The organism is Pandoraea sp. PE-S2T-3 (assembly GCF_002179965.1).
GTDB lineage: Bacteria > Pseudomonadota > Gammaproteobacteria > Burkholderiales > Burkholderiaceae > Pandoraea.
In genome coordinates this window covers 174,934-195,437 of sequence record NZ_NGUQ01000008.1, presented here as the reverse complement: position 1 = coordinate 195,437, position 20,504 = coordinate 174,934, and the positions used below count along the sequence as shown (strand labels likewise).

Sequence of the window (20,504 nt, the reverse complement as noted above, 5' to 3'; positions counted from 1 at the left end):
GCAAAAAGGATGTCGAGGGTGCTTGACCCGCCAAATTTTTTGAGGCTTAATTTTTAATACGTTGTTTTAACAAATAAAACACGAACAGTTTGAGGCGGTCGATGCAGACGATTTCCGGCTGCAAAGTGGTGATCAGAACGTTGGAAAAAATTTCGATGGTGACGCAAGAAAACAACACGGCGTGCTTCGTGACGCGCGCTCAGGGCGAGTCGTTGCCGATCGTGTTCGACTCGCCGCACAGCGGCATCGAGATGCCGGCCGACTTCGGCACGATTGCGCCGCACGAAGCGTTGCTCTCGGGATGGGACGCCTTCGTCGACGAGCTGTGGGCTTGTGTCCCGCGTCATGGCGGCACGCTGATCGGCGCGACGTTTCCGCGCACGTACATCGATGCGAATCGCGCGGCGACCGATATCGATGCCGACATGCTCGATGCGCCCTGGCCGGGTGCGATTGAGCCGGAGAAGTACTCGGCGCGTGGCATGGGCTTGCTGCGCCGCTATGCGCTGCCGGGCATGCCGATGTACGACCGCAAGTTGACGGTGGCCGAAGTGCAGCACCGTCTCGACGCGTACTACCTGCCGTACCGCCGCGCCCTCGCCGACGCCGCGGATGCGGCGGTCGCACAGCACGGGGCGTTGTGGCACGTGGACTGTCATTCGATGAAGTCGCGCGGCAATGCGATGAATGTGGATGAAGGGGCGCAGCGCCCGGACATGGTCGTGAGCGACCGGCTCGGCACCACCGCCGACCCGGCATTCACGGCGTGGGTGGCGGAGGCATTGCGCGGGCTCGGCTATCGCGTGCTGGTCAACACGCCGTATCAGGGCGGCGACCTGCTCACGGCGGTGAGCGACCCGGCGCAGCGCCGCTCCAGCGTGCAGATCGAAATCAACCGGGCGCTTTACATGGACGAAGCGCGCTTTGTGAAGCACGCCGGATTTGATACGCTCGGGCGCAATCTGGAAACGTTCACTGCTGCGCTGGCCCATTGGGTGCGAGCGCAGCTAAGCCCGAAGGAAATCTCATGAACTACATCGTCGATTCCGTCGACAGCGCCCTCAAGCTGCTCTCGCTGGTGGCCGAGCACCCGGGGCTCGGCGTGACCGAGTTGTCCAATCGACTGGGCATCAACAAGTCGCGCACGTATCGCATGCTGTGCACGCTGGAGCACAACCGTTTCGTGTTGCAGGACGAGCGCACGACGACGTACGCGCTCGGGCCGCAGGCATTCGTGATCGGGGTGGCCGCGTCGCAACAGAACATTCTCGTGCGGGCCGCGCAGAAGTACATGCTCGCGCTCAATCAGTCGATCAACGAGACGATCGTGCTGCGCGTGCGCGAAGGGCTCGAGACGGTGTGCGTCGCGCGTTGCGAAACCACGCATCAGGTGCGCTCGGTCGGCGCAGTGGGCAATCGCCGTTCGATTATTTCGGGCGCGTCCGGCAAGTTGTTGCTGGCGTTTGCGCAAGACGCGATTCGCAACGAGTTTTTTGCCCGGATGAAGCACTTGCCGACTGCCGTCGAGCCGGTGGCGTTTGCCGAGGAACTGGCAGGTGTGGCGCGCAAGGGCTATGCGATGAGCGCGGGCGAAGTGACGAGCGGTGCCGTGGCGATTGCCGTGCCGCTGCGCGACGTATCGGGCGACGTGGTGGCGGCGCTGTCGATCTCGGGGCCCGAGGCGCGTATCAGCCGCATCGAGATTCCCGATTATCTGGAGCGTCTGCAAGCGTGCAGCCGTCAGATTTCGGCAGAACTGGGGTATGTCGGCACGGCGGCAGGCACAACGAATGCCGCCGCCTCGAACGTCGCGCAACCCGCGAATCGGGTGGCGTAGCGCAGTTGAAGGCCGATGGGTCTGATGCGTTCGGCTGATCAGGCGCTCGGCAAGGCGCGGCGCGACGTCATTTCAAAATCAATACGAGACAACAGGCAGAACTTCCATGACAGCGCTAGCGCCGACGCCCGTCGACGGGCATTCCCATTCCGCATCACTTTCCGCGCCGGAGCGCCCGGGTGACACCGCCCGTGGCGGCGATCACGGCGACGGTGCTGCCGGCCGCGAAGAGAAGCCGCACGGCAAGATGCTGCACCCTGTGGTGATGATGCTGTGGGTGCTGATCATGGCCGTGGCGCTGACCTGGTGGGTCGACGCGGGCCGCTTTGAGCGCGCGGGCAAGTTGGTCGTGCCGGGCACCTATCAGGTGGTGCCCAAGACGCATGAGGTCGGCTTGCTCGTTGCACCGAAAGCGACGCACAGCACGCCGGAGCAGGCACAGCCCGCCAACGTGGTGTCGGCGTTCCTCTCGGTGCCGCAGGGGCTGGTGAAGAACGCGCCGCTGATCTTCATGGTGATGTTCGTCGGCGGCATGTTCGGGGTGATGCGCAAGACCGGGGCCATCGATGCCGGTATCGATCGTCTGTTGCAACTGACCTCGGGCAACATGTACGTGCTGGCGCCGTTGCTGATGGTGTTGATTGCGTTGGGCAGCACGTTGCTCGGGTTCATCTCGGAATACCTCGTGGTCATTCCGATGGTGATGGTGCTCACGCGCCGTCTGGGGCTCTCGAATCTGTTTGCCGTAGCGCTGGTGGCCATTGCCGCCAAGATCGGCTACATCGCGTCGGTGACCAACCCGCTTGCGTTGGCGGTGGCGCAGCCGCTGGTCGGCCTGCCGCTGTTCTCGGGGCTTGGCCTGCGAGTGGCCATCTTCGTTGTCTTTCTCACGCTGGGTATCGCGTACTTTCTCTGGCATGTGTATCGCAGCGACTATCGGCTCGCCGAGGCGCGGGCGCATATGCAGGAAGTGGCCCATCTGCATGCACGACTCTCGACGCGTCATAAGGCCACGCTGCTCGTGCTGGCCGTGGCGGCGGCGATGCTGGTGTACGGCACGCGTGAATTGAAGTGGGGCAATCTGGAACTGTCGGCGTTCTATGTGCTGACGAGTCTGGTGACGGCGGTCGTGGGGCGGCTTGATTCGCGCACGGCAGCGGACGCGTTCGTCGAAGGGCTCAAGGGCATGATGCTCGCGGGGCTGCTGATCGGGCTGGCGGCATCCGTCGAGATCATTCTGCACGGCAGCTATGTGCTCGATACGCTGATCAACGACTTCACGCAGCGGGTGCGCGGGCAATCGGCGGTGGCCGTGGCTAATGGTCTGATGGGCGTGCAGATGGCGCTGGACGTGTTCATTCCGTCGGTCTCGGGCAAGGCGGCGGTCAGCATGCCGATCATCGGGCCGATCGCACAACTCTCGGGCGTGAGTCCCCAGACGTCGGTGCTGGCGTTCCTGCTGGGCGGCGGCCTGACCAACATGATCACGCCGACGTCGGGGATGTTGTTGGCCTACTTGGCGACGGCGCGCGTCGGTTTCGGCCAGTGGCTGAAGTTCATCCTGCCGCTGTTCTTCGTGTTGCTGATCCTGTCGGGCGGGGCGCTCGCCTTTGCCGTGCTCAGCGGGTATTGAGGGCGATCAGATCAATGCGTTGAAATCCAGCAATGCCACGGGAACGGCGGAAATTCTAGGGCCGAAGCTTCTGATATCCGACAGCGTGGCATTGTGATGTTCGCGAATCTGCGCGGCGGTGGCATGCGGTTTGTCGTGCGTGGTGTGCGCGTCGGCCGCAATGGTCACGGGGTAGCCCAGCGCGGCGGCCCGCCGCACCGTGGTGTCGACGCAGAATTCGCTCGCATAGCCGCACACGACGACATGCGTCACGCCAAGTGACGTGAGCAGCGGCTGAAGTTCCGTTCCCAGAAAAGAATCCGGCGTCCGTTTCCCGATGCGGAAATCCCCTGCGCCTGCGTCCAATGCACTCGCCAGTTCCCACGGCGACGAATCCCGCACCAACGTCTTGTCGTCCTCATGCTGAATCAGTACCACGGGTACGCCGGCATGGCGGGCGTTCGTCATCAGCACGTTGATGTTTTCCGTGATTCGATCGGCGTCGCCCGGACGCGGTTCGTCGTCGATCAGACCGCGTTGATAGTCGATCACAAGCAATGCTGAAGTCATGGCTGTCTCCGTGGAAAGGCATATTCTAGTTCGCCGATAACAACGCGGTGGGCCACCTCCGACGCGAGGTAATATCCCGCGATGGACTCCCTGATCGCTGCCTCCGCCCGGGCACTGGCCGCCGGTGACCCGTTGGGTGCCTTGCAGCGCGTTGCGCTGCGAGACGACCCGCCTGCGCTCGCGCTGCGCGGTATCGCCATGGCGCAGTTGGGCGAATACCCGCGCGCCCGCGAGTTGCTCAAACGCGCCGCGCGTCGCTTCGGCGTGCATGAGGCCATGGCACGCGCGCGTTGCATCGTCGCCGACGCCGAGATCGCCCTCGCCACGCGAGATTTCAGCGGTTCGCTTCGCGCCGTGCAAGCCGCCGCTGCCACGCTCGACACGCATGCCGATGCCGCCAACGCAATGCTCGCCCGTCTGGTCATGGCGCGTCGTTTGCTACTGCTCGGTAGGCTCGACGCCGCCGCCCAAGCGCTGTACGAGATCAAGGCGCATGACGCGCCCGCACGCCTTGTCGCAGTCTTCGAACTCATTGCCACGGAATTCGCCCTGCGCTCGCTGCGCATCGACGAGGCGCACGCTGCATTGGTACGCGCACAGGCGGCTGCCGACATCGCGAACGTGCCCGCCCTGAGCGCCGAAGTCGAACACGTGCGCACGGTGCTGGCACGGCCGGTCGCGCGTCTCTGGCATCCGGACACTGAGCAGGTACTGGGTCTGGACGACGTCGCCCGCTTGCTCAAGTCCGGTGCGCTGATGGTCGATGCATGCCGGCGCGGCGTGAGTGCGGGAAACACGTGGCGGCCACTGGCGCGGCGTCCGGTGCTCTTCGCACTGATCCGGTGTCTGGCACAGACGTGGCCAACTGACGTGCCCCGCGAAACCCTCATTGCGGAAGCCTTCGGACTGCGGCGGCCCGACGATATCGACGATACGCACCGTGCCCGCCTGCGCGTGGAAATCGGCCGTCTGCGCGCGCTGCTCAAAGGCGTGGCGACGATCGACGCAACCCCGCGCGGCTTCGTGCTGCGAAGCGTCGACGACCGGCCGGTTGCCGTACTCGTGCCACCGATCGACGGCGAATTCGCTTCGGTGATCGCGTTACTCGCCGATGGCGCGGCGTGGTCCACGTCCGCCATTGCCCTCGCGCTCGGCGTCAATCAGCGCACCGTCCAGCGAGCCCTTTCGGCATTGCACGACGAGGGGCGCGTGCGCGCCGTCGGGCAGGCCAGAGCGAGGCGCTGGATCTCGCCGCCGCTGACCGAATTCACGACGATATTGTTACTCCCTGCTGCGTGGTCGTTTAGCTAAAGTGAAGTCGCACCCCCGGGCCCGGGCAAGTGATCCGACGAACTGATGCACCGACACATCGACGAACTGACAACTGGAGTCCACCATGACGAGCCAACCCCAACAACGCGCCCGGACCGCTGCCACTACCGTGAGCGCGGCCGATATCCTCTGTGAATATGGCCCCTTCAACGGCGCGGACCGCATCAACGGCGTGACCTACGACGGCCAGTCCGTCTGGGCATCGACCGGCCCGCATCTCGTCGCTTTCGATCCGGCCAACGGCGAAGTGCGCCGCACGCTCGATATGCCGGGCGACGCCGGCACCGCGTTCGACGGCAAACACCTCTATCAGATCGCCGAATCGCGCATCGACAAGATCGACCCCACGACGGGCAAGGTCGTGCACACGATTCCTGCACCCGATAGCGGAAGCAGCTCGGGCCTGACATGGGCGGAGGGCCATCTGTGGGTCGGGCAGTACCGCGACCGCAAGATCTTGCAACTCGACCCGGCGACCGGACGCGTACTGCGCACCATCGAGTCGGACCGCTTCGTCACCGGCATCACGTGGGCGAATGACGAGCTCTGGCACGGCACGTGGGAAAACGACGAGAGCGAACTGCGCCACGTCGACCCGGTCAGCGGCGAAGTGCTGGCGCGCGTGGTAATGCCGGACGGCATCGGCGTCAGCGGTCTGGAATACAACGGGACCGATCGCTTCTTCTGTGGCGGTGGTATGAGCGGCAAGGTGCGCGCCGTGCGCTATCCGAAGGACTGATCGCCGAAAGGCTGATTTTTCGAGGCACACGGGCGGAGGCTATCGAGCGCGATAGCCTCCGCCTATCTCATAGATTTCAATAATCAATTTCTATTGATCGATAGCATTCGGCATACTGGCAACACTTTCCACCCAGTCAGAGAGACAACGACATGCCGATCATCAACACCCAGATCAAGCCGTTCAAAGCCACCGCTTACCACAATGGCGATTTCACCACCGTGACCGAAGACACCCTGAAGGGCAAGTGGTCGGTTGTGGTGTTCTACCCGGCCGACTTCACCTTCGTGTGCCCGACCGAGCTGGGTGATCTGGCTGACCATTACGAAGAATTCAAGAAGCTGGGCGTCGAGATCTACAGTGTGTCGACCGATACCCACTTCACGCACAAGGCCTGGCACGACACGTCGGACACGATCCAGAAGATCCAGTACCCGATGATCGGCGACCCGACGCTCGCGATCTCGCGCAACTTCGACGTGCTGATCGAAGAAGAAGGTCTGGCCCTGCGCGGCACGTTCGTGATCAACCCGGAAGGCGAGATCAAGCTGTGCGAAATCCACGACAACGGCATCGGCCGCGACGCCAGCGAACTGCTGCGCAAGGTGCAGGCTGCCCAGTACGTGGCCGCTCACCCGGGCGAAGTCTGCCCCGCCAAGTGGACGCCGGGCGCTGAAACGTTGAGCCCGTCGCTCGACCTGATCGGCAAGATCTAAGTTTTACCGCAGCAAACGCCGCGCTCGTCACAGCGCGGCGCCCCGCCGGCGCACCTGTCCCCCCTGAACCGGGTGTGCCGGCACCTCCCCCGAATAACGACGTCGCCATCGCCAGCCTCCGGCTGATGCGGTTGCCCCTGTTCACCCTATCGAGACGGATGACACGCCATGTTGGACGCGAACCTCAAAGCCCAGTTGCAAACGTACCTCCAGAAAGTCACGCGCCCGATCGAGATCGCGCTGTGGCTCGACGACAGCCCCAAGGCAGCCGAGATGAAGGCGCTGGTCGAAGAGATCGCACCGCTCTCGCCGCGCATTACCGTCGTGGCACGCGATGACGCCGGCGAGCGCCGTCCGTCGTTCGCCATCGGTGCACCGGGCGAGGCACCGCGTATCCGTTTTGCCGGTTTGCCGATGGGGCACGAATTCACGTCGCTGGTACTGGCGCTGCTGCAAGTGGGCGGCCACCCGGTCAAGCTCGACGACGACACCATCGAACAGATTCGCGCGCTCGACGGCGATTTCCGTTTCGAAACCTATATCTCGCTGTCGTGCCAGAACTGCCCGGAAGTCGTGCAGGCGCTGAACGTCATGGCGCTCATCAACCCGCGTATTCAGCAGGTGACCATCGACGGCGCGCTGTTCCAAGGCGAAGTCGAAGCCCGTCAGGTGATGGCCGTGCCGACGGTGTATCTCAACGGCGAGTCGTTCACGCAAGGCCGTACCAGCGTGAAGGAACTGCTCGCCAAGCTCGATACCGGTGCGAGCGCACGGGCAGCGAAAGCGCTTGAAAACAAGCCGGTCTACGACATGCTGATCGTCGGCGGCGGCCCGGCCGGTGCCGCCGCTGCGATCTACGCGGCGCGTAAAGGCATCACGACGGGCGTCGTGGCCGAGCGCTTCGGCGGTCAGGTGCTCGACACGATGGCGATCGAGAATTTCATCTCGGTCACGCACACGGAAGGCCCGAAGTTTGCCACCGCGCTCGAACAGCACGTGAAGGCATATGACGTCGATGTGATCGATACGCAACGCGCCGCCGCGCTGGTGCCGGGCAAGATTCACGAAGTGCGTCTCGCCAGCGGTGCGGTACTCAAGGCCCGCTCGATCGTTTTGGCCACCGGCGCGCGCTGGCGCGAAATCGGTGTGCCGGGCGAGCGCGACTACCGCAATCGCGGCGTGGCGTACTGCCCGCACTGCGACGGCCCGTTGTTCAAGGGCAAGCGCGTGGCCGTGGTGGGCGGCGGCAACTCGGGCGTGGAAGCGGCGATCGATCTGGCCGGTGTGGTCAAGGAAGTCACGCTGATCGAATACGGCACGCAACTGCGCGCTGACGAAGTGCTCCAGCGCAAGCTGCGCAGCCTGCCGAACGTGCGCGTGCTGATGAATGCGCAAACGACGGAAATCGTCGGCGACGGCCAGAAGGTGAACGGTCTGGTGTATCGCGACCGTGCCTCGGGCGAAACGACGACGGTGGCGTTGGAAGGCGTGTTCGTGCAGATCGGTCTGGTGCCGAATACCGAATGGCTCAAAGGCACGCTGGCCCTGTCGCGTCACGGCGAGATCGAAGTCGATGCAAAGGGCGCCACGTCGATTCCGGGCGTGTTCGCGGCGGGCGATGTGACGACGGTGCCGTTCAAGCAGATCGTCATTGCGGTAGGCGAGGGCGCGAAGGCATCGCTAGGCGCGTTCGAGCACCTGATGCTCAGCTCGGTGGATGACGAGGTCGACGCGCAGCGTGAAGCTGTGGCGGTCTGACGATTCAGGAAGGGAAAAAGCGAGGGCGCAGCCGGATGGCTGCGCCCTCGTGCATCAAGACATCAAGGTGATAAACGTCAGGCGTTGGCCGGTTTGCCGGTCAGGCGCGACGCCAGCATGAGTAGCGTGCCGCTCACCGCCATCGACACCACACCCATCGCCATACCCTGACCGATCGAGCCCTGCTCGAACTGTCGCCACACAAAGATCGACACTGTCTGCACGCCGCTCGGCGCAAGCAGCAACGACGTGACCAGCTCGCGCGACGCAATCGCAAACACGATCATCAGCGACGCCGCGAGCGCGGGCATCACCAACGGCAGCGTGATGCGGCGCAGGGCCACACCGGCAGGTGCCCCGTGCACGCGGGCAGCCGCTTCCAGCGAGGCCGCCGTCTGACGCAACGCGGCGCTCGTGTAACGCACCGGATACGGCAGCAACAGGCAGCTGTACGAGAGCAGCAGAATTCCCCACGTGTTGTACGGCGTGACCGGCCAGAACGGCAGGTTCCACGCGAGGATCAGGCCCACGCCCACGACGATGCCCGGCAGCGCGTGCGGCAACAGCGACAAGCCATCGATCAGCACGCGGCCGCGCATGGTCGACTTCACCACACACCACGCACACAGGAAGCCCAGCACGCCGGTGACGAGCGATGTGCCCAGCGCCAGCGACAAGCTGGTCAGCAACGCTTCGACCCCTTCTGCCCCTTGACCCAGCAGTGCGGCGAAGTGTGCCGTCGTCAGGTTCGCCATCGACAGGCCGCCCGAGAGCGTGCCCGAGAAGGCCGTCGCGAGAATCGAGAACAACGGCGCGACGGTGGCCAGCAGCGCCACAAAGCCGAACCCCACGATGACCGGCAGTTGCCAGCGACCCAACGCACGCGGCGGTGAAGCGATCGGCTTGCCGGTTTGCGTCTCGAAGTCCTTGCCTGCCGACAACCGGTGCTGGAACACGAACGCCAGCAAGGCCAGCGTCGCCAGCACGACCGACAGGATCGATGCGCCCGGCAGGTCGATGGGCCAGTCGGCAAAGCGGCCTTCGATGGACGTGACCAGCACCGAAAACCCGGCGCGTGCCCCCAAAGCGGCAGGGGCACCGAACTCTTCGATGGCCATCGTGAACGCGAGCAACAGACTGGCGGCAAACGCCGGCAGTGCCAGCGGCAGCGTCACACGCGCAAACGCCCGCCATGCCGACGCGCCATGCACGCGTGCCACGTCGGCCAGCCGCGAGCCCGTGGTGGCCAGCGAGCGTGACACGGCGAAGTACACGACCGGGAAGATGTTGAGCGTCATCACGAAGACGAGGCCCGGCAGCGAGAAGAGGAAGCGTCCGGCATCGAGCCCGGTGAGCTGCTGCGCGTAACCGCCGGTTTGCAGCAACAGCATCCAGCCCAGCGCTGCGAGATACGGCGGCACCAGAAACGGCAGCAGGAAACACAGATCCCACACCCGCGCATACGGCACATGGAACAAGCCGCGCACCGCGCCGAGCGCGCCGCCCACAAGGGCTGTGCCCAGCGCCACCGACACCCCGAGCTGCAACGTGTTGCCGATGAGCGGCAACGTGCTGTCATGCGCGAGGGTCGGCCAGACGGCGGAGAAGGGCGCGTCGAACGAGCCCTGTGCGAGATGCGGGAAGATGGCCTGCAACAGCACGAACGCGACCGGTAATGCCACCACGACGGCGAGGGCTGCGACCGTCGCTGTCGGGAGAAGTCGGAACGATTTCACGTGGGGTCAGTGTTGGCCGTTGAGTTTTGCGAAACGGGCCAGCACTTCCGCGCGCGAAGCGCTCGACGACTGTGCGTCGCCTTGCGGCAGCAAACGCAGATCCTTGAACGAGGCGCGCTTGATGGCAATGTCTTCACGTGCCGGAATCAGCCACGCTTCAGCCACCAGTTGCTGACCCTCGTCGGAGAGCACGTAGTCGATGAACTGACGCGCTTCGCTTTGCAGCTTCGACGTGTTCAGAATCATCATCGGACGCGGGGCGATCACCGTGCCGCTCGTCGGGAAGATCACCTTCACGGCTTCGCCACCTGCGGCTGCTGCGTAAGCCACGTAATCGACCGCACCGAACACGGCCGCCTTCGCGCCTTGCAGCACCGGGTTCAACGCCTGCGCGTTCGGGCCCGACACCACCATGCCGTTTTGCTTCAGATCGTCGAAGAGCTTCCACGCTTCGCCGCCCAGACGTGCTTGCAGACCCAGCAACAAGTCGGCCGAGGCGCCCGAGAGGGCCGGGTCAGGCATGGTCACGAGATTGCGATACGCGGGCTTGGTCAGATCGCGCCAGTCGTGCGGCTCGGGCGTGCCCGACTTTGCATTCCACACGATACCGAGCGCCGAGAGGCCCTGTGCGACGTAATGCGTCGTCTTGAACGGGGCCGGCACGCGGGCGGCGTTGGCGCTCTGGAACGGGGCGAGCCAGCCGCGCTTTTCGAGATCTTGTGCGGTGTCCCACGAGGCGGAGATGAGGACGTCGGCACGCGGGTTGGCCTGTTCGGCTTCGATACGTGCCATCACCTTGCCGGTGGTGGCCTGAAATACATCGACTTTGATGCCGGTCTTCTTCTCGAAACCCGTCGCAAGCTTCTTGCTCAGGTTGCCGGGGCCGGCGGTGTAGACGGTCAGCGCATGGGCGTGTTGTGCGCCGACACTTGCAGCAAAGGCCATGGTGAGTGTCGCGATAATTTTGCGGTGGAGCATTATGGGCTACCTCGTAATACGTTTGTCAACGCGCCCGTGGGCGAGGATCACAATCTGATCGGCCAGCGCTTCGGCTTCTTCGCGGTCGTGGGTCACGTACACAGCCGTGGTGCCCAGACGCGAGAGCAGGGCACCGATGTCGGTGCACAGGCGCGTGCGGAGATCGCGATCGAGGTTGGATAGCGGTTCGTCGAAGAGCAGCAGGCGAGGGGCCGAGACGATGGCGCGCGCCAGTGCGACACGCTGTTGCTGGCCGCCGGAAAGCGCTTGCGGCCGGCGTGTGCCGTAGCCGCCGAGGCCGACCAGCGTCAGCGCTTCTTCCACGCGCTGCGCGCGCTCGGCGCGTTTCACACCGCGCATTTCGAGCGGGAACGCCACGTTGGCCGCCACGGTCATGTGCGGCCACAGTGCATAGTCCTGAAAGACCATGCCGAGCGAGCGCAATTCGGGCGAATGGCAAACGGTGTCGCTGGCGACAACAGTGTCGTCAAAGCGGATTTCGCCGCCGGTAGGCGCGAGCAGTCCCGCGAGCAGTTTGAGCAGCGTGCTCTTGCCGCAGCCGGACGGGCCGAGCAAGGCGGTCGTGGTGCCGGCCGGAACATCGAGATCGATGCCGTCAAGCACGCGCGCTGCACCAAACGTCTGGTGCAGCGCGCGCAGCGAGAGATGAACCCCGCTGCTTGCCATGCTTGCCGGCGACACCTCGCCGTGCGACAGGCGTGTGTCGCGCTTCATCAGAACACGTGCTTGACGCCGGCCATCGTACCGAACTGGTTCTTGCCGGCCACCACGTTGGTGCCGAAACCGTTCAGACCGAGGTCGGAGCCGTTACGGTTCACGACGTAGCCCATGTTGACGTAGACGTCGGTACGCTTCGAGAAGCTGTAGTCGGCGCTGACCTGGAACGACAACGGGTCACGATTCGTGCCGTAGAAGTTCTGGTACATGGCCGTGGCCGACAGGTCGAGCGCCGGCGTGGCGTGCCACGTGGTGCCCAGCCAGTAGTAGCTCGATGCTTCCACCGGGCTCTTGTTCAGGGCCGAGAGGTGGATCGCCTTGGCGTTCAGGTAGCGGTAGCCCACATACAGGTCGACGCTTTGCAGCGAGTACTGCACGGCGGCGGCGATGCGGCGATCGACGTTGCCTTCGTAACCGCCGACCTTCGAGGTCAGCGCAGCGTTCGGGAGCACCGAGCCGCCGTTCTTCTGGTCGTAGGCGATCACGAACGACAGCGGGCCGTTGGCGTAACGCAGACCGGCGTCGACCACTTGCGCACGGCGGTTGTCGCCCGGCGTGGTGCTGGACGCGCCGAAGCTCACGTCGTCATAGCCCTTGGAGTACTGCACCATCGCTTCGAAGGCGCCGAACTTGCCCGTGTAGCGCAGGCTGTTGTCCAGACGATCGGAGAACGCGGTGTCCTGCATCTTGATGGCGTACACGGCGTTGTTGAGCGGGTTGAACTTGCTCACCCAGTCAAGGAACACGCCGCCCTGACGGCCGATCGAGACCGCGCCGAAGGCGTTGTTCGACAAACCGACATAAGCCAGCCGGCCAAACTCGCGACCGCCCTGAAGGGACGTGCCGTTACCGAGGTTGAAGCCGTTTTCGAGCAGGAAAAATGCCTTGTTGCCGCCACCGAGGTCTTCAGAGCCCTTGAGGCCCCAGCGCGAACCGGCGAGGTTGCCCGAGGTGACACGGGAGAGGCTGACGGTGTTGCCGGCGCTGTTCTTGTCGGCGTTGGTAAGGAATTCGACACCCGAGTCGATCAGCCCGTAGAGCTGAACGTTTGACTGGGCCAAGGCGGGCATGGGCAGGCTGCTGGCGAAAGCCAGGCAGCACCCCGCCGCCGCAATGCGGAAGTTGGGTTTCATTACAGGAGTCCTCTTTGGGATTCAATTGAGCCGTCAGGTTAAGCGGCCAACATGTCGCCAACATGACAATCGATCGTCATCCGAAAGAGGTCCTGCAATGCTTGCCGCTCAGATCGTGTTCGGGCCGGGCAGGGTGATGGTGAAGCGGGCGCCACCGAGTGGCGAAGTCTCCACGCCGACCTTGCCGCCGTGCAGCAGTGCGATACGCCGCACGATGGCCAGCCCCAGCCCGAAGCCGCCAGTGGCGCGGTTGCGGCTGCTGTCGAGACGGTGGAACGGCTCGAAAATGCGCGCGCGGTCTTCGGCGGGCACGCCTTCGCCGTCGTCGTCGACGTAGATCATCACACCGCCGTCGTCGCAGGTTTTCGCACCGCACACGATACGCCGCGAGGTATGGCGCATGGCGTTGTTGAGCAGGTTCTGCACGGCGCGGGCAAGCAGCTTGGGTTCGACTTCGACGCAGTCGGCACCGGGTTCCGCTGCGATATCGAGCGCAATCGAGCGCGACGCGAGCACTTCGGTGCAATTGGCGGCGAGGCTGTCGAACATCAGCCGCAACGACACGCTATGACGCGTGGGTGGCGCGGTGATCTGATCGAGGCGGGCCAGCGAGAGCAACTCGGTCACCAACTCGTCAAGCTCGCGAATGTCGCCCTTGAGCGCGACGATACGATCGTCGGCATCGGCGTCGTGACGGCGCTGTTGCAGAATTTCCAGCCCGAAGTCGAGCCGCGCGATCGGCGTGCGCAGTTCATGCGACACAGCATTGATCATGTCTTTCTGCGTGGTGATCGAGCGCTCGATGCGATCGGCCATCGTGTTGAACACGCGCACGAGGGCGGCCAGATTCGAGAAGCGCGAGACGCGTGCGCGTGAACTGAAATCGCCTTCGCCGAAACGCAAAGCTGCACGGTTGAGCGACTGCACGTCGGTCCAGTACCAGCGCGACCATGTGAGGACGGCGAGCAGGATCAGCAATGCCACTACGGTGTATGCGAGGTAGTTGATCTGGCGCAGATTCAGGTCGGTGCCGGTCGCCGAGGTGAGCACCCAGTCGGAGTTGCGCAGACGTACCGCGTAATGATCGCCGTCGATGCCGTTGGCGACGACGAGCCCGGCTTCGAGATCCTTGCGGGCATATTCGAACGGCAGCGGCAGGCCTTTGAGCGGCTTGATCTCGATCTTGTCGTTGCCGTGGGATTCAAACTTCGCAATAAACGCCGGCCACTCGGATTCCGGCAGTTTCTCGAGCGACTGGTTGATGAGCCAGACATAGGCGCCCAGTTGCTTCTGCGCCGAACGGTTCAGGATGTCGTAGAAGAAAAAGCCGAACGTGTTGTTAATCAGCAAGATCGCCACGACCACGGCGAGCGCGACCAACCCGTACAGCTTCAAAAGAATGCGAAACATGAATCAACTCTCCCAGGCCGACGGGCTGAAAAGGTAGCCCCGGCCCCAGACGGTCTTGATGCGCTGCGGCTCGCCATCGGTATCTTCGAAGCGTTTGCGCAGCCGGTAAATGCCCACGTCCACCGTGCGGTCGATGCCGTCGAATTCGATGCCGCGCAGCTGTTGCAGGATCTCGTCGCGGGTCACCACGCGCCCGGCACCCTTCGCCAGAATCAGCAGCAGGCTGAATTCGTTCGACTTCAATTCGACCGGCAGGCCGCGCCAGAACACCATGCGGTCGCGCGGCACGATGCGCAACTGGCCGAACGCGAGACCGTCTTCGGTGGGCTCTTCGATCTCGGCGAGTGGGGTGGCGCGGCGCAACAGCGCCCGCAGGCGTGCCAGCAGCAGCCGTGGTTCAACCGGCTTGACGACGTAATCGTCGGCCCCGACTTCGAGCCCGGCGACCTGATCGTAGGTGTCTTCGCGTGCCGTCAGGATGAGGATGGGCGTGGCGCTGACGGCGCGAAGCTGCCGGCAGACCTCCATGCCGTCCATGCCGGGCAACATCAGGTCAAGGATGACGACGTCGGGCGAGAAGGCGCGAAAGCGCTCCAGCGCCCGTGCGCCGTTGGCCACCACCGTCACTTCAAATCGATAAGCGTGCAGATATTCGGTGACGAGTGCGGCAAGCCGCGCATCGTCCTCGACGAGCAAGACACGGTACATGGCCGTATTCCTTTCCTGTTGTGCTGTGCCGCAGTGTTGGGCGGCACTCCCGTGAAGCGCATTCTACTGCCCGGGAGCCCCGCCCGGCGGGCGTTTCAAACCTGCGAACAATTGAAAACATTTGTTCACAACTCTCCTAAATCGAATAACAGTCACGCCGCCGGTTCGCGCCTACCATGCGTTCACCTTGCAGTTCGTTCGTCTTGATTCCTCTCGCGTCATTACGTTCACCGGCTGCAATCTTCCAATAATTTGTAGGAATCCAATGAAAAACCGCCCCCTTCGCTATCCGCGCTATCTCCGCTTGTTTCCCCGCGTTGCTGCACTGAGCGCCGCTGGTGTCGTGTTTGCTGGTGTCGCCCCGCAGGCGTTCGCCGTCGACCCGGGCCGCTACAGCGGCATCCAGCCCGACGCGAGCCTGCCCACGCAGGCGCCGGAAAGCGGTTACGAGTTCACGGTGGGTGGCGGTGTCGGTTATTCGCCGCGCTACATGGGCAGTAATGAGTACCGCGTGACGCCCGCGCTGAATCTGGCGCTGCAAACCCCGTATGGCGTGTTCGTCGGGCTGAGCGGCATCGGCTACCGGCTGTCGCTGCCGGCCGGCTTCTTCGTGTCGGCTGCGCTGTCGTACGACGGCGGTCGAAAGGACCAGAAGAAGGGGCTCGATTCCGGCTCGGACAAATTGCGCGGCATGGGCGACATCAAGGGCTCGGTGTTCACCACGTTGCAAGCCGGCTACGCCATCGGCGATCTGGCCGTTGTGAGCGTCGCGACCGATATTCCGCTCTCCAACCGCGATCGCGGCAATGTCTATCGCTTTGCGGTGGACAGCGTGCTGTTCAAGACGGCCGAAGATTCGGTCGGCGTGAGCGCAACGGCGCACTTTGCCAGCGGCAAGTATGCGCAGACGTATTTCGGTGTGACGGCCAATCAGAGCCTGAATTCCGGCTATCGGCAGTATGCCGTCGGCGGTGGCCTGTACGGCGTGAGCCTGACGGCGAACTGGACGCACAAATTCAACAAGCACTGGAGCACTACGGTTGCCGGCGGCCTGATTCGCTACACCGGTAACGCATCGAAGAGTCCCATCGTGTTCAACAAGACCAACTATCAGGTCGCCACCACGCTCGATTACACGTTCTGAGCGTCTGTACTCGTGTGATGTGCGGCGGTCCTGTTTTCTAGCCTTGCGAGGCAATAGCCATGCGAATTCTCGTCACCGGCAGTACCGGTTTTGTGGGCGGCGCCGTCGTCGCTCAACTTCTCAAAGACGGCTTCGGTCCGTCGTTGTTGCTGCTGGTGCGTGCGCGCACCAGCTCCGACGGCCTTGCGCGTGTGCGCGCCGCGATGGACCGGTTTCGCGTCGCCCCGGTGCACCGGCTCTCGCTCACCGAAGCGAACATTGTGTGCGGCGATCTCGCGCAACCGATCTCGTTCGACGACGACCATCGCATGCGCCGCGTGACCCACGTGATCCACGCGGGGGCTATTGCCTCGTTTTCGGCACACCCGCAACTCGATACCGTGAATGTCGCGGGCACGCTGGCGCTCGCGCGCGCCGTGGCCGCTTCGCCGGTGCTGGAGCGCTTCGTGTACGTGGGCACCGCAATGGCCTGCGGCGACGCGATGTCAGGCGTGGTCAAGGAGTCGCACGATTTGGCGCGCGCCGATCATCAACTGGTGCCGTACACGGCGTCGAAGGCCGAAGCGGAGGCGCGGTTGCGGCGCGAATGGCCCGGGCTGCCGCTGGTGGTTGCGCGCCCGTCGATTGTCGTGGGTCATACCAAACTCGGCTGCGAGCCGTCGGGCAGCATCTTCTGGATGTTCCGCATGGTGCAGTTGCTGGGTGCGTTCACGTGCGGTCTCGATGACCGGCTCGACGTGGTGCCAGTCGATTTCTGCGCCGATGCGCTGATCGATCTGGCATTTCTGCCGCGCTTGCGCCACGACCTGTATCACGTGTCGGCAGGGCAGTCGTCGACGCGCACGATTCGCGAAATTGAAGCGGCCCTTGCCCGTGCGCGCGGTGTGGCGCCGCTGGGCGAGCGCTTCCGGCATATCGGCGACGCGGAGATCGAGCGGCTGACACCGGCGCTCTCGCGCCAGCTCGGCAATGGCAACGGCCGGTTGATGGCCAAGGCGTTGCGTCGCTATGGCGCGTTTGCCTCGCTCGATTACGTGTTTGACAACCATCGTTTGCTGGGCGAAGGCACCTCGCCGCCGCCGCCCGTCACCGATTACCTCGATGTTTGTGTGCGCTCGTCGGCCGCCACGTCGGTGGCCGAGCAGATGGCGTGGGATTTCAAGTGAGTCTCGTTGGAGGACGGGACAGGCGACGCGCCGGTCCGGTCGGCTGGCTGCGGGGCGTGCAGCGTACGATGGGGTCGCTGCCGCCTTTCAGCGTGAGGCGACCGGACTGGCGGCGTCTGCCGCAAAACATTGCGCGAGAAAGCGCTCGGTCGGACGGCTGAGCGCGTCCGCGTGCGGCACCAGTGCCGTGAGCAGGCGCTTGAGGCCATGCGGCGGATCGATGCGAACGGAGGTCAGCGCGCCATCTTCATGACGCATCGACATGGCGGAAACGAAGCCGATCCCCATGCCGGCACGCACCGCTTCCTTGATACTTTCCACCCCGGCCAATTCCAGTGCGACACGGGGTTCCAGTCCCGATACCGAGAAGGCGCGCGCCACCAGCGCCCGTACGCCGGAGCCCGGTTCGCGCAGGATCAGCGGATACTCCGCGATGCTTTGCAGCGAGGCGCCGCCCGGCAACTGCGCGAGTGGGTGGTCGGACCGTGCGATGGCCACGACTTCGTCGTCGCGCCACGGACGCACGGCAATTTCCGGCGACAGGCCGGGCGGCACCGCGCCTTCGATAAAGGCGACGTCCAGACTGTCGAGCTGAGCGACGATTTCGCTCGTGTTGCCGTCGACGATATGCAGCGCGACGGCGGGGTAGCGTTGATGGAATTCCGCGATGACGTACGGCAACAGATAGCTGGCAGGCGTGGTACTCGCGCCGATGCGCAAGGCTCCTGTTTCCAGCCCGCGAAGGCTGTCGCGCAACGCCAGCGCCTGCCGATAGTCCTGCCGCAGCTTGTTCGCATACGCCGCGACTTGTTCGCCTACAGCGGTCAGCCGTATGCCGCGTCCGTCGCGGCGGTACAGCGGCTCGCCGAACGATTCCTGCAATAAGCGCAACTGCCCGGAGACCGCCGGCTGCGACAGGTGCAATGCCTCGGCGGCATGGCTGATGTTGCCCAGTTCGGCCACCGTCGCGAAGGTCAGCAATTGGTCCGGCGTCATATCGAATTCATCGGAAATGGTGATGATTGGTGGCCATCATAGCCATTTTTTCGATAATCGGCGCGGGGAGTCTCAGGTGAGGCCGGGTTGCGCCGCGACGAGCGCCTGAACGTCGTCCCAAGTCGGCGCGTGCGCCCCGGTGCGGGTGCAGGCCAGTGCGGCGGCTGCCGCCGCGTGGCGCAGGTGCGTGGCAAGGGGCGCGTCCGGTAGACGCGAAAGGCTGGCGAGCCAGCCGCCAATGGTGGCGTCGCCCGCGCCTACTGTGTCAGCCACTACGACTCGGTAGGCCGGTTGCGCGAGCTCAACGCCGTCAGGGGTGAGCAAGCGCATGCCGTGTTCGCCATCGGTCAGCAATAACGTGGCTCGTGGCGCGATACGTCGGACTTCAGTCAATGCGGCGGCGTCAGCTTGTGAGGGATACAGCGCGCGCAAATCTTCGACGGACAACTTTAGCCAAGTGGCAAGGCGTGCCATACGGGTGAAAGTCGCCAGATAGTCCGGCCCCATCAGGTTGCGCAGATTCGGATCGAAGCTGATGGCCACGCCGCGCGCATGCAGTTGTTCGGCCAAATCGAGCAGGGTGCTGGCGAGCGGCTCGCGCACGAGACTGATACAGCCGAAGTGCGCGACGCGGGCTGCTGCCTGCCAACCCTCGGGCAGCGCCTGCGGGTCGAAGGCCAGATCGGCGGCCCCTTCGCCAAGGAAGAAGTAGGCCGGGGGATCGTGTCGATGCACGACGGCGAGCAACGGCGGTCGGTCCACGGCTTGCAGGAATCGGGCATCGAGACCTGCGGCTTCAGACAGGGCAAGCAATTCGGTGCCGAACGGCGCATGGGTGCTGATGGCACCGCCGTAGCCCGTTGGCACCCCCATGGCGGCGGTGACGCGTGCCACGTTCCAGCAAGCGCCACCGGCACGGCTCACCCACTGGCGGCCATCGCCCTGCGGCTGGCGAATCAGGTCGGTGAGGGCTTCGCCGAAGACAAGCAGTGCGGGCAGGGTCATGGTGACAACATCGAACGCAGTAGGGCTGAGGCCGTCAGCATACCTTCGATGAGGCCGTACGGGCGCTGTCTGCGCGAGATGCTGCTCGGCGGTGCAGCGACTATTTGCTGTGCAGCAATAGCGCCACACCCGCGGCGAGCACCACGAGATTCACGACTTTTACGAACTGCGCACGCGACAGATGCAGCGTGACGCGTTTGCCCAGCCACATGCCAAGCATCATCGCGGGCACCAGCGTGACGGTAGTCACCAGCATCGACAGATCGGCATAGACGCCCGCCAGCAGAAACAACACGGCACGCACCAGCGTGCTGAAGCCGATGAGCGTGGCCTGCGTGACGCGCATCGACTCCACGCGTTCGAGACGGCTGGTCAGGTAGATCGCATAAATGAAGCCGCCGCTGCCGAACATCGCGCTGAACACGCCGCCCACGGTGCCGAACGGGATCGCCCACTTCTGCGAGAGCCGCGATTTGGCGCGCGGGCCGATCAGCGCAAACACGGCATAGCCGCACACGAACCACGCGAGCGCGCGCAGCAGTGTTTCAGGGCGAAGGTGCAGCAGCAACGCCGCACCCGCGAGGCTGCCGGCAAGCATCGCGGGTAGCAAACGGCGCAATTCGCTCGTGTCGGCCGCGCGGGCATTGCGCACCACGTTGCCCGAGGCGGCGCTGAAGTCGAGCAGGGCGAGCATCGGCACGATCTGCGCCACGGGCAAGGTGTAAGCGAGCACCGGGCTCGCGACCAGCGCAGTGCCGAAGCCTGCAATGCCGAAGATGAGGTAGGCGACGACAAGCGCCGCGCTCATCAACAGCCAGGCGTGAAGCGAGGGGAGTGCCGCGATGAAGGTGTCGAACTGAGGGAACGGCATAAGGGTGGGGGCGGGTAATCGGGGAGGGGCCGCGAAGGCCTGCGCTTTCCGTCAG

Annotated in this window: 19 protein-coding genes; 9 read left to right on the top strand and 10 right to left on the bottom strand. The window is 64.3% G+C overall.

The window, feature by feature from the left end:
* The first annotated feature begins 155 nt into the window (after window positions 1-155).
* The 3 genes from CDV46_RS06570 (at window position 156) to CDV46_RS06560 (ending at window position 3,470) form a co-directional block, all read left to right on the top strand.
* Window positions 156-1,031, top strand: a complete 876-nt coding sequence (locus CDV46_RS06570; RefSeq protein ID WP_087722160.1) for an N-formylglutamate amidohydrolase — start codon at window positions 156-158, stop codon at window positions 1,029-1,031.
* Window positions 1,028-1,837, top strand: a complete 810-nt coding sequence (locus CDV46_RS06565) for an IclR family transcriptional regulator (protein WP_087687344.1) — start codon at window positions 1,028-1,030, stop codon at window positions 1,835-1,837. The genes CDV46_RS06570 and CDV46_RS06565 overlap by 4 nt, the downstream gene beginning before the upstream one ends.
* Window positions 1,838-1,943: 106 nt before the next feature.
* Window positions 1,944-3,470: a YfcC family protein gene (locus CDV46_RS06560; RefSeq protein ID WP_087722119.1), complete on the top strand. Its 1,527-nt coding sequence runs from the start codon at window positions 1,944-1,946 to the stop codon at window positions 3,468-3,470.
* 6 nt (window positions 3,471-3,476) lie between these two features.
* On the opposite strand, the gene CDV46_RS06555 is transcribed toward CDV46_RS06560, so the two are convergent.
* Window positions 3,477-4,019: a cysteine hydrolase family protein gene (locus CDV46_RS06555; RefSeq protein WP_087722118.1), complete on the bottom strand. Its 543-nt coding sequence runs from the start codon at window positions 4,017-4,019 to the stop codon at window positions 3,477-3,479.
* Between the two features lie 81 nt (window positions 4,020-4,100).
* Here CDV46_RS06555 and CDV46_RS06550 point away from each other — a divergent pair, with 81 nt between their 5' ends.
* The 4 genes from CDV46_RS06550 (at window position 4,101) to ahpF (ending at window position 8,564) form a co-directional block, all read left to right on the top strand.
* Window positions 4,101-5,330 carry a helix-turn-helix domain-containing protein gene (locus CDV46_RS06550; RefSeq protein ID WP_087722117.1) on the top strand — a complete coding sequence of 410 codons (1,230 nt, stop codon included), beginning with the start codon at window positions 4,101-4,103 and terminating at the stop codon, window positions 5,328-5,330.
* A gap of 85 nt (window positions 5,331-5,415) precedes the next feature.
* Window positions 5,416-6,090: a PQQ-binding-like beta-propeller repeat protein gene (locus tag CDV46_RS06545; RefSeq protein ID WP_087722116.1), complete on the top strand. Its 675-nt coding sequence runs from the start codon at window positions 5,416-5,418 to the stop codon at window positions 6,088-6,090.
* 152 nt (window positions 6,091-6,242) lie between these two features.
* On the top strand, window positions 6,243-6,806 hold the full coding sequence (gene ahpC / locus CDV46_RS06540) for an alkyl hydroperoxide reductase subunit C (protein ID WP_058375599.1): 564 nt from the start codon (window positions 6,243-6,245) through the stop codon (window positions 6,804-6,806).
* Window positions 6,807-6,974: 168 nt separating this feature from the next.
* On the top strand, window positions 6,975-8,564 hold the full coding sequence (gene ahpF, locus CDV46_RS06535; protein WP_087722115.1) for an alkyl hydroperoxide reductase subunit F: 1,590 nt from the start codon (window positions 6,975-6,977) through the stop codon (window positions 8,562-8,564).
* 77 nt (window positions 8,565-8,641) lie between these two features.
* Here the strand turns inward: ahpF and CDV46_RS06530 are convergent, their stop codons facing one another.
* The 6 genes from CDV46_RS06530 to CDV46_RS06505 all read right to left on the bottom strand — a co-directional run bounded on the left by CDV46_RS06530 (window position 8,642) and on the right by CDV46_RS06505 (window position 15,267).
* Window positions 8,642-10,300 (bottom strand): ABC transporter permease, encoded by a 1,659-nt coding sequence (locus tag CDV46_RS06530; protein WP_087722114.1) that lies wholly within the window; start codon window positions 10,298-10,300, stop codon window positions 8,642-8,644.
* Window positions 10,301-10,306: 6 nt separating this feature from the next.
* Complete coding sequence (locus tag CDV46_RS06525; RefSeq protein ID WP_237171978.1) at window positions 10,307-11,245, bottom strand: ABC transporter substrate-binding protein; 939 nt, start codon at window positions 11,243-11,245, stop codon at window positions 10,307-10,309.
* A 39-nt stretch (window positions 11,246-11,284) separates the two neighbouring features.
* The gene (locus CDV46_RS06520; protein WP_249277432.1) at window positions 11,285-12,013 is read right to left on the bottom strand and encodes an ABC transporter ATP-binding protein; all 729 of its coding nucleotides are present in this window, start codon (window positions 12,011-12,013) and stop codon (window positions 11,285-11,287) included.
* Complete coding sequence (locus CDV46_RS06515) at window positions 12,013-13,149, bottom strand: porin (protein ID WP_087722113.1); 1,137 nt, start codon at window positions 13,147-13,149, stop codon at window positions 12,013-12,015. Before CDV46_RS06515 ends, CDV46_RS06520 begins: the two co-directional genes overlap by 1 nt.
* A gap of 108 nt (window positions 13,150-13,257) precedes the next feature.
* Window positions 13,258-14,559, bottom strand: a complete 1,302-nt coding sequence (locus tag CDV46_RS06510; protein ID WP_087722112.1) for an ATP-binding protein — start codon at window positions 14,557-14,559, stop codon at window positions 13,258-13,260.
* Window positions 14,560-14,562: 3 nt separating this feature from the next.
* On the bottom strand, window positions 14,563-15,267 hold the full coding sequence (locus CDV46_RS06505) for a response regulator transcription factor (RefSeq protein WP_058375593.1): 705 nt from the start codon (window positions 15,265-15,267) through the stop codon (window positions 14,563-14,565).
* A gap of 265 nt (window positions 15,268-15,532) precedes the next feature.
* Here CDV46_RS06505 and CDV46_RS06500 point away from each other — a divergent pair, with 265 nt between their 5' ends.
* Complete coding sequence (locus CDV46_RS06500) at window positions 15,533-16,411, top strand: MipA/OmpV family protein (RefSeq protein WP_087722111.1); 879 nt, start codon at window positions 15,533-15,535, stop codon at window positions 16,409-16,411.
* Between the two features lie 59 nt (window positions 16,412-16,470).
* Window positions 16,471-17,577, top strand: coding sequence for an SDR family oxidoreductase (locus CDV46_RS06495; RefSeq protein ID WP_058375591.1), 1,107 nt, complete (start codon window positions 16,471-16,473; stop codon window positions 17,575-17,577).
* A gap of 87 nt (window positions 17,578-17,664) precedes the next feature.
* Here CDV46_RS06495 and CDV46_RS06490 read toward each other — a convergent pair whose 3' ends face one another.
* The 3 genes from CDV46_RS06490 to CDV46_RS06480 all read right to left on the bottom strand — a co-directional run bounded on the left by CDV46_RS06490 (window position 17,665) and on the right by CDV46_RS06480 (window position 20,449).
* Window positions 17,665-18,573 (bottom strand): LysR family transcriptional regulator, encoded by a 909-nt coding sequence (locus CDV46_RS06490; protein ID WP_087722110.1) that lies wholly within the window; start codon window positions 18,571-18,573, stop codon window positions 17,665-17,667.
* A 72-nt stretch (window positions 18,574-18,645) separates the two neighbouring features.
* Window positions 18,646-19,578 carry a carbohydrate kinase family protein gene (locus CDV46_RS06485; RefSeq protein ID WP_087722109.1) on the bottom strand — a complete coding sequence of 311 codons (933 nt, stop codon included), beginning with the start codon at window positions 19,576-19,578 and terminating at the stop codon, window positions 18,646-18,648.
* Window positions 19,579-19,678: 100 nt separating this feature from the next.
* A complete protein-coding gene (locus tag CDV46_RS06480) occupies window positions 19,679-20,449 on the bottom strand; it encodes a sulfite exporter TauE/SafE family protein (RefSeq protein ID WP_087687357.1) in 771 nt (256 codons plus the stop codon).
* Window positions 20,450-20,504 lie beyond the last annotated feature (55 nt).

Bases quoted from the DNA above. Each gene is read 5' to 3' on its own strand.
- CDV46_RS06570 (WP_087722160.1), top strand. From the start codon at position 156: ATGGTGACGCAAGAAAACAACACGGCGTGCTTCGTGACGCGCGCTCAG.
- CDV46_RS06565 (WP_087687344.1), top strand. From the start codon at position 1,028: ATGAACTACATCGTCGATTCCGTCGACAGCGCCCTCAAGCTGCTCTCG.
- CDV46_RS06560 (WP_087722119.1), top strand. From the start codon at position 1,944: ATGACAGCGCTAGCGCCGACGCCCGTCGACGGGCATTCCCATTCCGCA.
- CDV46_RS06555 (WP_087722118.1), bottom strand. From the start codon at position 4,019: ATGACTTCAGCATTGCTTGTGATCGACTATCAACGCGGTCTGATCGAC.
- CDV46_RS06550 (WP_087722117.1), top strand. From the start codon at position 4,101: ATGGACTCCCTGATCGCTGCCTCCGCCCGGGCACTGGCCGCCGGTGAC.
- CDV46_RS06545 (WP_087722116.1), top strand. From the start codon at position 5,416: ATGACGAGCCAACCCCAACAACGCGCCCGGACCGCTGCCACTACCGTG.
- ahpC (WP_058375599.1), top strand. From the start codon at position 6,243: ATGCCGATCATCAACACCCAGATCAAGCCGTTCAAAGCCACCGCTTAC.
- ahpF (WP_087722115.1), top strand. From the start codon at position 6,975: ATGTTGGACGCGAACCTCAAAGCCCAGTTGCAAACGTACCTCCAGAAA.
- CDV46_RS06525 (WP_237171978.1), bottom strand. From the start codon at position 11,245: ATGGCCTTTGCTGCAAGTGTCGGCGCACAACACGCCCATGCGCTGACC.
- CDV46_RS06520 (WP_249277432.1), bottom strand. From the start codon at position 12,013: ATGAAGCGCGACACACGCCTGTCGCACGGCGAGGTGTCGCCGGCAAGC.
- CDV46_RS06515 (WP_087722113.1), bottom strand. From the start codon at position 13,149: ATGAAACCCAACTTCCGCATTGCGGCGGCGGGGTGCTGCCTGGCTTTC.
- CDV46_RS06510 (WP_087722112.1), bottom strand. From the start codon at position 14,559: ATGTTTCGCATTCTTTTGAAGCTGTACGGGTTGGTCGCGCTCGCCGTG.
- CDV46_RS06505 (WP_058375593.1), bottom strand. From the start codon at position 15,267: ATGTACCGTGTCTTGCTCGTCGAGGACGATGCGCGGCTTGCCGCACTC.
- CDV46_RS06500 (WP_087722111.1), top strand. From the start codon at position 15,533: ATGAAAAACCGCCCCCTTCGCTATCCGCGCTATCTCCGCTTGTTTCCC.
- CDV46_RS06495 (WP_058375591.1), top strand. From the start codon at position 16,471: ATGCGAATTCTCGTCACCGGCAGTACCGGTTTTGTGGGCGGCGCCGTC.
- CDV46_RS06490 (WP_087722110.1), bottom strand. From the start codon at position 18,573: ATGACGCCGGACCAATTGCTGACCTTCGCGACGGTGGCCGAACTGGGC.
- CDV46_RS06485 (WP_087722109.1), bottom strand. From the start codon at position 19,578: ATGACCCTGCCCGCACTGCTTGTCTTCGGCGAAGCCCTCACCGACCTG.
- CDV46_RS06480 (WP_087687357.1), bottom strand. From the start codon at position 20,449: ATGCCGTTCCCTCAGTTCGACACCTTCATCGCGGCACTCCCCTCGCTT.